The organism is Pseudodesulfovibrio hydrargyri (assembly GCF_001874525.1).
In the GTDB taxonomy this organism is placed as follows: Bacteria; Desulfobacterota; Desulfovibrionia; order Desulfovibrionales; family Desulfovibrionaceae; genus Pseudodesulfovibrio; species Pseudodesulfovibrio hydrargyri.
Window position 1 is genome coordinate 1197270 of the sequence record NZ_LKAQ01000004.1, and the last position, 12609, is coordinate 1209878.

A 12609-nucleotide genomic window follows, 5' to 3' on the forward strand; every position below is an offset into this window, starting at 1 on the left:
TCCGGCCCTTTTCATTTTTAGGGAAATCCGGCTTCGGCGAGCCGCGCGCCTACGCGCCGACGTGGAGCTTGAAGGCCTCGAGGGTGTTGACCATGAGCTGGGCGATGGTCATGGGGCCGACGCCGCCCGGGACCGGGGTGATGGCGTGGACCTTGTCCTTGAGCCCTTCGAAATCGCAGTCTCCGGCCAGTCCCTCGTCGGTCCGGTTGATGCCCACGTCGACCACGACCGCGCCTTCCTTGACCATGTCGGCGGTCACGAAGTTCGGCTTGCCGATGGCCGCGAAAATGTAGTCCGCCTCAAGGCATTCGGCCTTGAGGTCGGCGGTGCGCGAGTGGCACAGGGTCACGGTGGCGTTGGCGCAGGGGCCGCTCTGGGAGAGCATCATGGCCAGCGGTTTGCCCACGATGTTGGACCGGCCGATGACCACGGCCCGCTTGCAGGCGGGGTCCAGGCCGTAGCGCTTGAGCAGGTTGATGACGCCCGCCGGGGTGCACGGCTTGAAGCCGGGCAGGCCCAGCGACATCTTGCCCACGTTGACCGGGTGGAAGCCGTCCACGTCCTTGTTCGGGTCGATCATGTCGAGGATCTTCTGGGAGTTCAGCCCTTCGGGCAGGGGCAGCTGGACCAGGATGCCGTCCACGTTCACGTCGTTGTTGAGTTCGTGGATGAGGCCTTCCAGCTCGAGCTGGCTGGCGGTCTCCAGGCGGTGGGGGATGGAGCGGATGCCGCAGTCCTCGCAGGCGCGCTCCTTGTTGCGCACATAGACCTGGCTGGCCGGGTCGCCGCCCACCAGCACCACGGCCAGTCCGGGCTTGCGGCCGTACTTGGCCGTGAGCTTGTCCACCTCTTCCCGAATTTCGGCGCGAATGGTCGCGGCCGTTTCCTTTCCGTCAAGCAGGATCATGTCTCTCTCTCCGCGTTTGAAATATTGGGGTGCCGTACAAGTGCTGGTCGCTACGTAGAGAAAAAGGGAACGGAAGGCAAGCCGATGATGGGCGTGTTCGGGGCTTTCCCGCAGCGGGCCGTGCTTGGGCGGCGTAAGGAGAAAGGGGAGGACCGTGCGGCCCTCCCCCTTGTGATCTTCTATTCGTCGAAGAAGCTGCCCGCCAGGATGGGGCCGTAGTAGACGCCGTCCTCGTCGAGCTCCTCCTCGATGCGCAGGAGCTGGTTGTATTTTTCGAGCCGGTCGGAGCGGCACAGGGAGCCGGTCTTGATCTGGCCCGCGTTCACGGCCACGGCCAGGTCCGCGATGAAGGTATCGCCGGTCTCGCCCGAGCGGTGGGAGACCACGTTGGTGTACCCGGCGGTCTTGGCCAGCTCGATGGTGTCGAGCGTCTCGGTGACCGTGCCGATCTGGTTGAGCTTGATCAGGATGGAGTTGCAGATGCCCCGGTCGATGCCCTCGGCCAGGATGTCCGGATTGGTGACGAAGATGTCGTCGCCCACCAGCTGGATGCGGTCGCCCAGCTTGTCGGTCAGCAGGGAGAAGCCGTCCCAGTCGCCCTCGGCCAGGCCGTCCTCGATGGAGATCAGCGGGAAGCGGGAGACCAGGTCGTCGTAGAAGTCGATGAGTTCGGAGGCGGTCAGGATCTTGTCCTCGCCCGCCAGCACGTACTTGCCGTCCTTGTAGAATTCGCTGGCCGCCGCGTCGATGGCCAACCCCACGTCGCGGCCGGGCTCGTAGCCCGCGGCCTCGCAGGCGCGGATGATGTATTCGAACGCTTCGGCGTGGGAGGCCAGGTTCGGGGCGAAGCCGCCTTCGTCGCCCACGGAGGTGACGTGCTTGTCCTTGGCCAGGATGGATTTCAGGTTGTGGAAGATCTCCGCGCCCATGCGCAGGGCCTCGGCAAAGGTCTCCGCGCCCACGGGCATGATCATGAATTCCTGGATGTCCAGGTTGTTGGGCGCGTGCTCGCCGCCGTTGATGATGTTCATCAGCGGCACGGGCAGGAGCTTTGCGTTGGTTCCGCCCAGGTACTGGTACAGCGGCATGCCCATGAAGCTGGCGGCGGCGCGGGCCGCGGCCATGGACACGCCGAGGATGGCGTTGGCGCCCAGCCGGTCCTTGTTCTCGGTGCCGTCGAGGTCGATGAGCGCGTTGTCCAGGGTCAGCTGGCGCACGGCGTCCATGCCGATGACCGCGCCGGCGATCTCGCCGCGCACGTTCTCCACGGCCTGGAGCACGCCTTTGCCGCCGTAGCGCTCTTCCTTGTCGCGCAGCTCGAGCGCCTCGCGCGAACCGGTGGATGCGCCCGAGGGCACGGCCGCCCGGCCGATGTCGCCGGATTCCAGAACCACTTCGCACTCCACGGTGGGATTGCCGCGCGAGTCGAGAATCTCTCGCGCCCAGACGCCGGTGATGATGCTCATATCGAACTCCTTGAACTCAGGGTTGTACACGTTGCAAACAGCGAAAGCGGGCGAATTCTAGAGGATTTTCGCCCGATGCTCAATTCCTTACTACGAATGCGCGGGAATGGGCAGTTATTATTTCGTGACGATCGGCTGGTATCGCAGTTCGGGGGAGAGAGTGATGCTGTCCATGATCCCGCGCATCTCCGCTTGCGACTGGATATCGCTGTCGGCGGTGTAGCCGTAGGCGATCAACATCCCCTTTTCGGTGAACAGCATGTTGAGGAAGACACGGGTGGCGTCTCCGTCCTCGTCGAGAAAGGTGGTGTCCACGAATAGCCGCTGATTCATCTCGTCGAAAAATTTACTGTTGACGAGAAGGGGGTTGCTCTTGGCGCGGCGCAAGCCGAGAAACCGCTCGAAGTTATCCGACATAACGAGCATTCCGGAAAGGGGGAATTTCATCAGGTCCCATCGGGTGATGACGATCATGGGAAACCGGGGCTCCCCATCCGGAGAGGCCGTGTAGCCGCCGAGCAGGGTCATGCCAGTCTTTTCCATTTCGTGCAGTTGCGTTGGGAGCTTGCCGACCGGGATGAACCGCCAGTTGGCGGGCTGGGTCAGGGTGTAGTCTTCGGGCGGCAGTTCGGCGGTGGCGGTTTTCTTTCCGGCGCAACCGGGCAGGACGAGAAGGAGCAGGGCGAGCAGAGGGAGCAGTCGTTTGAGCATGGGGTCTCCGGGATTGGAAATGCCGTAGCGTCTGTTTTTCTACCTGTTGTAGTAAGCCATCCACAGGCCTTCCATGACCAGGTCGGGGCGCAGTTCGTTGATGCGCTCGGAGAGCTGGGCGATGGTCGGGGCCAGGCCGCCGGTGGCGACCACGAAGGGGTTCTTGAGTTGGGCGGAGAGCTTTTCGACCAGGCCGTCGATCATGGACGCGAACCCGAAGACGAAGCCCTGGTTGAGGCACTCGGCCGTGCTCTGGCCCCAGTGCAGGGTCGGGCTGGCGACCGTGAGATCGACCTTGGGGAGCTTGGCCGTGCCCGATGCCAGGGCCGAGGCCGAGGAGAGCAGGCCGGGGCAGATCAGGCCGCCCTTGAAGGCGTTGCCCTGGATGCAGGCGCAGGTGGTGGCCGTGCCGAAGTCCACGACGATGAGGTTCTTCTCGTCGTAGGTCATGCGCGCGGAGTAGCAGCCCACCAGCACGTCCGCGCCCACCTGTTCGGGGTGGACGTATTCGTTGTCGATGTCGAGTGTCAGGTCGCGGCCCGCGAACAGGCATTCGCACTCCAGGAAGCGGGCGGCCATGCTCTGTATCAGCGGGTCCAGGGGCGGGACCACCGAGGAGATGACGCACGCCTCGATGTCGGTCGGCTCCACGCCCTCGCGCAGGAGGATGGATTCGATCTTGAGGCCCCAGTCGTCGTCGGTGTTGGCCGGGCGGGTGGGGAGGGTGTAGCACTCGTTCAGTCCCTGGTCGTCGGCCAGGCAGAGCTTGGTGTTGGTGTTGCCCGCGTCGAACAGCAGCGTCTTGCCCATAGCATGTCTCCTTTCGAGGTGTTTCTATCCTTTTTCAGGCAAAAAACAAGGCCCGCGCCCTGGAGGGAGGCGGCGCGGGCCTTCGGCCTGTGCGGGGCCGTCAGAACTTTTCGAATTCGGTGTCCCCGTCCATATCGAGGTCCAGGCCGCCCGTGTCGGCGGGCTCGCCCCGGGGCACGGCCTTGGGCGACGGCCTGGACGCCGGTGCCGGGCCGGGCCGGGCGGGCAGGGACTTGGCCCCGGACCGGGCCGGCTTGACCGAGACCCTGGCCCTGGGCTGCGCTGCGGCCGGGCCGCCCAGCCGGAAGTAGCCGATGATCTGCTGCAACTGCACGGCGTACCCGGACAGGGTTTCGGAGGCGGCGGCCACGTGCTCGGACTCGGCCGCGTTCTGCTGGACCACCTTGTCCAGCTCCAGGACCGCGTCCTTGATCTGGGTCGCGCCCGTGTTCTGCTCGTCCGAGCTCGCGGAGATCTCCTGGATGAGCTCGGCCGTGCGGGTGATGTCCGGGACCATCTTGTCGAGCATGGTCCCGGCCTGTTCCGCGATGGCCACGGAGCTGGCGGACAGCTCGCTGATCTCGGCCGCGGCCACGCCGCTGCGTTCGGCCAGCTTGCGCACCTCGGCTGCGACCACGGCGAATCCCTTGCCGTGCTCGCCCGCGCGGGCCGCCTCGATGGCCGCGTTGAGCGCCAGCAGGTTGGTCTGGCGGGCGATCTCCTCGATGATGGCGATCTTGTCCGCGATCTGGCGCATGGCCTCCACGGTCCGGTTCACGGACTGGCCGCCTTCCCCGGCGTCGCTCGCGGCCTGGCGGGCGATCTTCTCGGTCTCGCGGGCGTTGTCCGTGTTCTGCTCGATGCTGGCGGTCATCTCCTCCATGGAGGCGGAGACCTCCTCCACGGCGCTGGCCTGGTTGGACGCCCCCTCGGCCAGGGCCTGGGAGGTGTCGGTCAGCTCGCCGCTGCCCATGGTCACGTTTTGCGCCGCGGCCTGGACGTCGGCGACCACCTTGCGCAGCTTGTCGCCCATGGCGTTGACCGCCGAGCCCAGGTCGTCCATCTCGTCGCGCATGCGCCCGGTGCGCGCGGCCAGCCGGGGCACGTCCAGTTCGCCCCGGTTGATGTCGGCCATGACCGTGACCGTGGCCCCGATGGTCCCGCTCATCTTGCGGGCGAACAGGATGAAGACGAGCACGCCCAGCAGGAGCATGACCGCGCCGATGCCCACGGTCCACCAGTTGGTGGACTCGAGCGCGCTCTCGGTGGCCCGCTGGCCCTCCATGAACTCGTCGAGATAGCCCGTGCCGAGGATGACCCAGTCCCAGGGCTTGAAATACACGGCGCTCAGGATGGCCGGGCGCGCGCCATCGGCCGCCTTGAGCCCGGTTTCGATGGTGACCACCTTGCCGCCCGCCTCCTTGGCCCGGGCGGTCAGGTCCTTGAACACGTGTTGGCCCGAAATGTCGGTCTCGTCCAGGATGTTGGTCCCTTCCGCCTTGTCGTCCTTGTGCATCTTGACCACGCCCTCGGACGAGCCCGAGCCGCCGAACACGGTCAGAAAGCCGGTCCGGCCGAGCTTGACGTTCTTGAAGGCGCGGCGCAGCTGCTCCACGCCCTCCTGGAGGATGCCCACGTACAGACAGCCGATGACCTTGCCGGACGCATCCTTGATGGGCCGGTACTGGGTCAGGTACCAGGCGTTGACCACAAAGGCCGTGCCCCGGTAGGTCTCGCCGGACATGACGGTCCTGGCCACGGCGGACGAGCCCGGGATGTAGGTGCCCACGGCCCGTCGGCCGTCGGTCTTGAGGATGTTGGTGGCCACGCGCAACAGGTCGCCCTGGCCGTTCATGGTCTGGAAGACCGTGCAGGTGGTCCCGGTCAGCCGCATGATCTCGTCCACCAGGGGGGTGGGCGTGTTCGGGTCGCTGTTCTGCCCCAGCCAGGCCGGTCCCAGGGCCATTTTGGGCAGGGTCACGGTGGTGGCGTCCTTGCTGATCTGGTTGACCGCCTTCCACTGAACGCCGTCGCCGAGCAGGGCCAGCCCGCCGCCCCGTCTTTCCAGGTCCAGGACCACGCGCATGTCGTTCTCGAGCTGCTTGGCCAGGGTGGCGTGCTGGGTGTCCAGCAGGTTGCGGGCGTCGTCCACGGCCAGGGTCATCTCGGCCTGGGCCTGGAGGTCGAAATGTTTTGTCAGGGTTTCGGAAACCTTGGAGCTCTGCCACAGGAGGATGCCGAGGATACAGGCCGCGGTGGTGCCCACCAACGCGGTGCCGAGGAGGGTCAGCTTGGGTCCGATTTTCATGGGAGTTCCTTTGCGTTCAGCCTGTTATGGTTGGGAAAAGGATAACCGGGGTGAGTGGGGGATCAATTATAATTCTGTAAAATACAACTCCGTGCGTATATGCGACAATGAGCGCCCTTGTTGTGTCCGATCCGGAAATCACCTATAACGTCGATGTCGTACCAGCCATGCCACAAGGAGTGACGTCGTGAATCCAGCCTCCCTCATCCCAATGGCCGAACCCATCCCCATACACTGGGCCTGGTTCGATATCCTGCTCATCACCACCTTCGCGGCCCACGTGCTGTTCATGAACGCCATGCTCGGGTCCGCGGCCATCGGGCTGGCCCGGGCCCTGCGCGGGCAGAGCGAACTCATCCGCGCCGTGGGCATGAAGCTGCCCCCGCTGCTCGCCCTGACCATCAACCTGGGCGTGGCTCCGCTGCTCTTTCTCCAGGTCAACTACGGCAACTTCGACTACGTCAGTTCCGTGCTCATGGGCGGCTGGTGGCTGGCCGTCATCTTCGTACTCCTCTATTCATACTATGGCTTTTATCTATATAAATTCAAGTACGAAACCATGGGGGCCGGAATGCGCCTGGCCCTGTTCGGCTCGTCCGTGCTCGGCCTGCTCTACGTGGGCTTCATGTTCTCCAACAACATGACGCTGATGCTCCGGCCCGAAGGGTGGCAGCCCTATTTCGACGGCTACGACGGCTTCCTCAACTGGCGCGATCCGGCCCTGTATCCCCGCTTCCTGCACATGATGGTCGGGGCCGTGGCCGTGGGCGGGCTGTTCGTGGCCCTGCTCGGGCGGCACCAGAAGAACGACGGGTTCGTCGAGACCGGCATGTGGTGGTTCACCCGGGCCACCATGGTCAACCTGGCCCTGGGCGTCTGGTTCCTGATGGCCCTGCCGGACAAGGTCCTGCTGGCCTTCATGGGCTCCAACCTGCCCGCCACCCTGACCCTGGCGGCCGGGCTGGCCTCGGCGGGGATGCTGCTCTACGCGGGCTTCCGCATGGAGCCCATGCGCGTGGCGGGCTGGGCGGTTCTGACCGTGTTCCTGATGGCCTGCATCCGCCACTGGGTGCGGGTCCTGTACCTGGAACCCTGGTTCTCCATGGACTCCGTGCCCGTGACCAACCAGTACGGCTCCTTCTATCTCTTCCTCGGCTTCGTGGTCGCGGGCGGGGGGATCATCGCCTACATGCTCAAGCTCTATTTCAAATCGCGGCAGGGGAGGGCGTAGACCATGGAATATCCCATCTGGCACCTGACCACCCTGGGCGGCGGCTTCTGGATCGCGGTCATCGCCACCCTGCACGTCTACGTGGCCCACTTCGCCGTGGGCGGCGGCCTGTTCCTGGTCCTGACCGAACGGGCGGCCTACAAATCGAACAACGTCCACCTGCTGGAGTACGCCAGGAAGCACACCCGCTTCTTCCTGCTCCTGACCATGGCCTTCGGCGGCGTGTCCGGCGTGGCCATCTGGCTGACCGTGGCCCTGCTCGCGCCCGAGGCGACCATCACGCTGATCCACCAGTTCGTCTTCGGCTGGGCAGCGGAATGGGTCTGCTTCCTGGGCGAGATCGTGGCCCTGCTCATCTACTACTACGCCTGGAACCGCATGGACCGGCGCGATCACATGATCGTGGGCTGGCTTTACTTCCTGTTCGGCTGGCTGTCCCTGTTCCTGATCAACGGGATCATCGGCTTCATGCTCACCCCGGGCGGCTGGCTGGAGACCAGGAGCTTCTGGGACGGCTTCTTCAATCCGTCCTTCTGGCCCTCGCTGGTCTTCCGCTCGTTCTTCTCGGCCGTGTGCGCCGGGCTGTTCGGATTCGTCACGGCCACGCGCATCCCGGACGAGCCCACCCGGCTGCGCGCCGTGCGGGTCTGCTCGGCCTGGACCGTGCTCGGCGTGCTGGCCGTGTTCCTGTCCGGCTGGTGGTACGTGGCCTCCATGCCGCCCGGTCAGTACGAGATGATCGTCTACAAGTCCAACCGCGTCGCCCACTTCATGCAGTACTTCTGGATCTTCGGCACGGCCACGCTGATCGGCGGGCTGCTCCTGGCCCTGAAGACCCCCAAGACCCTGTCCTTCACCATGGCCCTGGTGGTCCTGGTCGTCGGCCAGGGGCTGTTCGGCTCCTTCGAATTCATCCGCGAGGCGGGCCGCAAGCCGTATCTCATCTGGGACACGGTCTACTCGACCTCCATCCTCAAGGCCCGCGTGCCGACCATCGACCGGAACGGGGCCATCGCCACGGCCAAATGGTCTCCGCCCGAACTGGCCGGCGGCATCACCGAGGCCAACCTCAAGGTCGCGGGTGAGTTCCTGTTCCAGCTGGAATGTTCGGCCTGCCACTCGGTGCGCGGCCCCATGAACGAGATCACCAAGGCCACGGCCCAGTATGACGTGAACGGCATGGACGCCTTTCTGACCGGCATGGGCAAGCTGAACAAGTACATGCCGCCGTTCGTCGGCACCCCGGCCGAGCGCAAGGCCCTGGCCCGGTACATCGCCGAGGACCTCAACGGCAACGCGCCGGTGGAGGCTCCCCCGGCCCCGGACCAGGCCGAGCCCGCGTCCGCGCCGTTCGATCCCGAGACCTCGGAGTACGCCCTGGTGGGCTGGTGCTCGCGCGGCATGGGCTTCTTCTCCCAGAACGACAAGTGGACCCTGCTGCCCCCGTCCAACGTCATCCGCGCCCAGCTCGTGCTCCGCGACCCCGCGCCCGAGCGGGTCATGGACGACGTGACCGTCTCCTACGCCATCGAGCCCGACCAGGCCGACAAGACCCTGACCGGCACGCTGGAGCTCAACGAGGACGCGGGCCGGTTCGAGGCCAGGGTGGCCATCCCGCCCTACGTCAAGAACGGCGAATACAACCCCCTGCCCATCGTCACCCTGACGGCCACGGACGGCTCCGGCAAGGTCCTGGCCACGGCCAAGCTGGCCGCGCCCACCTCGGACCAGATGGGCTGCTTCAACTGCCACAGCGGGAGATGGGGCACGGACGGCTCGGGCGTGACCAAGGGCACGGTGGAGAACATCCTGGTCACCCACGACCGCATGAATTCCACCCGGCTGGCCCAGACCCAGGGCGTGGTCGAGTGCACCGGCTGCCACGACGATCCCCTCCAGGGGGCCGAGGGCAACAGGGACAAGCCCAATCTGTCCGCCGCCATCCACGGCGTGCACGCCATCTACATGGCCGGGCGCGGGGCCGAGGACTCCTGCCTCAAGTGCCACCCGCAGTCCACCCTGCGCGGACGCCACGAGGACGTGGGCTTCACCTGCACCGACTGCCACGGCATGATCGAGGATCTGGGCATCTCCCTGCTCAAGGGAGAGCAGGAACGGGGCGTGCCCGGCGCGGGCCGCATCCTGGCCCGGATCACCCCCAGGACCATGTCCAACAAGGAGGCCATCAAGCCCCGCAAGCCGTGGGTCAACGAGCCCGACTGCCTGACCTGTCACGTGGACTTCGGCCCGCCCGAGACCGAATCGGCCTTCAACAAGTGGACCGAAGGCGCGGACAAGCTGTTCGCCGCCCGGCGCGACGAGATGGACGCCATGCACTGCGGCGCGTGCCACGGCTCGCCCCACGCCATCTATCCGGCCACGGCGCGCGACAACGTCATGCCCCTGCAGTACATGGACGAGGCCCAGCCCCTGGGCGCGGGCGGCAACTGCACGGTCTGCCACAGGGAGGCCATGGACTACCCGGCCCACCATCCGGGCATGGGACTGGAATAGGGCGGAACGACCGCCGGACGGAACGGAACAGGCGGAACAGCCGCCGGGAGGCCGGGATGCAACGGACCATCAAGCAACTCTTCAAGGGACGCCCTGTGACCGAGGGCGCGGGCGTCAGGCTTCGGCGGCTGTTCAGCGACTTCGAGAGCGAGTTGTTCGACCCGTTCCTCATGCTCGACGACTTCCGCTCGGACAGTCCCGAGGACTTCCTGGCCGGGTTCCCCTGGCACCCGCACCGGGGCATCGAGACCATCACCTACGTGACCATGGGCGACGTGGAGCACGGCGACAGCCTTGGCAACAAGGGCGTCATCACCACCGGGGCCGTGCAGTGGATGACCGCCGGAAGCGGCATCATCCACCAGGAGATGCCCAAGGGCGACAGCCAGGGCCGCATGCACGGCTTCCAGCTCTGGGCCAACCTCCCGGCCCGCGACAAGATGATGGACCCGCGCTACCGCGACATCACCGCCGCCGACATCCCCGTGGTCCAGCGGCCGGACGGCACGACCATCAAGGTCATCGCCGGAACCGTGGACAAGGCCCGGGGGCCCATGGAGGAGATCGTCATCGATCCCGAGTACCTGGACTGCGCCCTGCCCCCGGGGACCGCCTTCCTGCACCCGACCAGGCCCGGGCATACCGTGTTCGTCTACGTCATCGGCGGCAGCGCCGAGATCGACGGCGTGACCGTGGCCGACCGCGACCTCGTCCTGTTCAACGACGGCTCGCAGCTCCTGGTCCAGGCAGGGGAGCCGGGCGTCCGCTTCCTGCTCGTCTCCGGTGCGCCCCTGCGCGAACCCATCGCCTGGCGCGGCCCCATTGTCATGAACACCGAAGAGGAACTCGACCTCGCCTTCGAGGAATACCGCAACGGCACGTTCATCAAGCACGCGCCCGAGGGCAAGGCGTAGTCGGGGAGTGCCTCCGGCGGGCCTTCGCCGGGCGGGCGTCTCCGACGGCCGGGGCGCTGCCCCGGACCCCGCTCAAGAACCTTTTGAAAAAAAGGTTCTTGAGAATCTCCCAAACTTTTTGTGTGCCTTCGGCAGGGGCGTGCGGGCGCGTAAGGACGTGGCGTCCTTACGCGCATGGTGATCCGCGATTATTTTTATTCCCCGCGAATCATGGTCAGGAGCATTTTGAACCTCTGCTCCGCCTGGAGCGCATGAGGGACGTTCGCGGGCATGATGATCATCTCGCCCGCGCGCACATCGTGGGGCTCTCCTCCCAGGGTGACCTTGGCCTGCCCGTCCAGGACGTGAACGACGGCATCGAACGGCGCCGTGTGCTCGCTCAGTCCCTGGCCTTCGTCAAAAGCGAAAAGAGTGATCGTTCCGGTGTCCTTGTTGAGCAGGGTCTGGCTCACGACGGAGTCTTCCGCGTATTTGATCGATTCTTGGACATCGAAAGAGACGCCGGTCTTCTTGGTGTTGCTCATTCGAACTCCTTTCAAGGCTATAGATTCTCGGCGAGTCGCCGACCGTACGCTTCGCACTCCAGGCGGCCTGCGTCATCGGGTTTCCAGAGGGTCTTTAATCCGTCCGCAACCAGTTCGATCCCCGCCTTTTCAAGGCTTTCGGAAATCATTTTGACACTTTCCCCCGACCAACCGTAGGACCCGAAGGCCGCGCCTTTCTTGTTCTTGAAGGAAAGTCCGTGGATCATCTCGAGCATCCCCGCCATATGGGAGAGAATCCCCTTGTTGATGGTCGAGCAGCCCGCAACCACCATTTTAGAGCGGAATATCTCCGTGAGAATGTCGTTCTTGTCCCGTTGCCCGACGTGGAGCACTTTGATGACGACCTGCTTGTTCGCCTGGCGGATGCCCGCTGCGATCGCTTCGGCCATGTCCCTCGTGCTGTTCCACATTGTGTCGTAGATTATGGTGACTTGGTCCTCCTGGTAATCATCCGCCCACTCCAGGTATTTGTGGACAATCTGAAGGGGATTGTCGCGCCACATGATGCCGTGGCTGGGGAAGATGAAGTCAACTGATAAATTCATCGCTATGATTTCGTTTATTTTTTTGGTTACCAGCTTGCTGAAGGGGGTCAGTATGTTTGCATAATATTTGATGCACTCATTCAAAAGTTCCTCCTGGTCCACCAGGTCGTTAAACATCAGGTCGGACGCGAGGTGGTGACCGAAGGCGTCGTTGCTGAATAAAACGTTCTCCTTGTCCATGTAGGTAAACATGGAGTCCGGCCAATGGAGCATGGGGGCGGAAACAAAGGAAAGGGTCTTTTTCCCTAAAGAAAGGGTGTCCCCTGTCTTGACCACCTGGAAATTCCAGTCCGAATGGTAGTACCCCTTCAGGATTTTCACGGCTTGGGCCGAACAATAAATCGGGACATCCGGTATACGGCGCATGAGCTCGGGAAGCCCGCCGCTATGGTCCACTTCGCAGTGATTCATGACGATGTAGTCAATTTTGTCCGGATTGATCTCTCTCCCCAGGCCGGCGAGGAACTCCTCGCCGTACGGGCCGTATACCGTGTCTATCAGAGCTACCTTTTCATCGCGGACCAGGTAGGAATTGTAGGAGGATCCTTTGAAGGTCGAGTATTCCTCCCCATGGAATTTTTGCAATTCCCAATCTATTTTGCCGACCCAGGTGACGCTCTCGGTTAGTTTGAAACCCATTTATCCTCCCCTTTAATCT

General features: G+C 64.4%; 10 protein-coding genes. 3 read left to right on the forward strand and 7 right to left on the reverse strand.

The genetic code is table 11. The annotated features are described in order from the left end of the window. Positions 1-49: 49 nt before the first annotated feature. The 5 genes from folD to BerOc1_RS10015 all read right to left on the reverse strand — a co-directional run bounded on the left by folD (position 50) and on the right by BerOc1_RS10015 (position 6202). On the reverse strand, positions 50-907 hold the full coding sequence (folD, locus tag BerOc1_RS09995) for a bifunctional methylenetetrahydrofolate dehydrogenase/methenyltetrahydrofolate cyclohydrolase FolD (protein ID WP_071545560.1): 858 nt from the start codon (positions 905-907) through the stop codon (positions 50-52). A gap of 179 nt (positions 908-1086) precedes the next feature. After that, positions 1087-2373: a phosphopyruvate hydratase gene (eno, locus tag BerOc1_RS10000; RefSeq protein WP_071545561.1), complete on the reverse strand. Its 1287-nt coding sequence runs from the start codon at positions 2371-2373 to the stop codon at positions 1087-1089. A 117-nt stretch (positions 2374-2490) separates the two neighbouring features. After that, complete coding sequence (locus tag BerOc1_RS10005; protein WP_071545562.1) at positions 2491-3084, reverse strand: hypothetical protein; 594 nt, start codon at positions 3082-3084, stop codon at positions 2491-2493. A gap of 39 nt (positions 3085-3123) precedes the next feature. After that, the gene (locus tag BerOc1_RS10010; protein WP_071545563.1) at positions 3124-3894 is read right to left on the reverse strand and encodes a type III pantothenate kinase; all 771 of its coding nucleotides are present in this window, start codon (positions 3892-3894) and stop codon (positions 3124-3126) included. 100 nt (positions 3895-3994) lie between these two features. Continuing rightward, positions 3995-6202, reverse strand: a complete 2208-nt coding sequence (locus BerOc1_RS10015) for a methyl-accepting chemotaxis protein (protein WP_071545564.1) — start codon at positions 6200-6202, stop codon at positions 3995-3997. A 187-nt stretch (positions 6203-6389) separates the two neighbouring features. On the opposite strand from BerOc1_RS10015, the gene BerOc1_RS10020 reads away from it, so the two are divergent. Genes BerOc1_RS10020 through BerOc1_RS10030 form a run of 3 tightly spaced genes read left to right on the forward strand, consistent with a single transcriptional unit; the run spans position 6390 to position 10861 of the window. Next, entirely contained in the window at positions 6390-7433 is a 1044-nt protein-coding gene (locus tag BerOc1_RS10020) for a hypothetical protein (RefSeq protein WP_071545565.1), read from the forward strand. A 3-nt stretch (positions 7434-7436) separates the two neighbouring features. Then, a complete protein-coding gene (locus BerOc1_RS10025) occupies positions 7437-9947 on the forward strand; it encodes a multiheme c-type cytochrome (protein ID WP_071545566.1) in 2511 nt (836 codons plus the stop codon). 56 nt (positions 9948-10003) lie between these two features. Continuing rightward, positions 10004-10861: a pirin family protein gene (locus tag BerOc1_RS10030; protein WP_071545567.1), complete on the forward strand. Its 858-nt coding sequence runs from the start codon at positions 10004-10006 to the stop codon at positions 10859-10861. Positions 10862-11055: 194 nt separating this feature from the next. Here the strand turns inward: BerOc1_RS10030 and BerOc1_RS10035 are convergent, their stop codons facing one another. Further along, a complete protein-coding gene (locus BerOc1_RS10035) occupies positions 11056-11385 on the reverse strand; it encodes a cupin domain-containing protein (protein ID WP_071545568.1) in 330 nt (109 codons plus the stop codon). A 17-nt stretch (positions 11386-11402) separates the two neighbouring features. Beyond that, on the reverse strand, positions 11403-12590 hold the full coding sequence (locus BerOc1_RS10040) for an anaerobic nitric oxide reductase flavorubredoxin (protein WP_071545569.1): 1188 nt from the start codon (positions 12588-12590) through the stop codon (positions 11403-11405). Between the last annotated feature and the right edge of the window lie 19 nt (positions 12591-12609).

Bases quoted from the DNA above. Each gene is read 5' to 3' on its own strand.
- folD (WP_071545560.1), bottom strand. From the start codon at position 907: ATGATCCTGCTTGACGGAAAGGAAACGGCCGCGACCATTCGCGCCGAA.
- eno (WP_071545561.1), bottom strand. From the start codon at position 2,373: ATGAGCATCATCACCGGCGTCTGGGCGCGAGAGATTCTCGACTCGCGC.
- BerOc1_RS10005 (WP_071545562.1), bottom strand. From the start codon at position 3,084: ATGCTCAAACGACTGCTCCCTCTGCTCGCCCTGCTCCTTCTCGTCCTG.
- BerOc1_RS10010 (WP_071545563.1), bottom strand. From the start codon at position 3,894: ATGGGCAAGACGCTGCTGTTCGACGCGGGCAACACCAACACCAAGCTC.
- BerOc1_RS10015 (WP_071545564.1), bottom strand. From the start codon at position 6,202: ATGAAAATCGGACCCAAGCTGACCCTCCTCGGCACCGCGTTGGTGGGC.
- BerOc1_RS10025 (WP_071545566.1), top strand. From the start codon at position 7,437: ATGGAATATCCCATCTGGCACCTGACCACCCTGGGCGGCGGCTTCTGG.
- BerOc1_RS10030 (WP_071545567.1), top strand. From the start codon at position 10,004: ATGCAACGGACCATCAAGCAACTCTTCAAGGGACGCCCTGTGACCGAG.
- BerOc1_RS10035 (WP_071545568.1), bottom strand. From the start codon at position 11,385: ATGAGCAACACCAAGAAGACCGGCGTCTCTTTCGATGTCCAAGAATCG.
- BerOc1_RS10040 (WP_071545569.1), bottom strand. From the start codon at position 12,590: ATGGGTTTCAAACTAACCGAGAGCGTCACCTGGGTCGGCAAAATAGAT.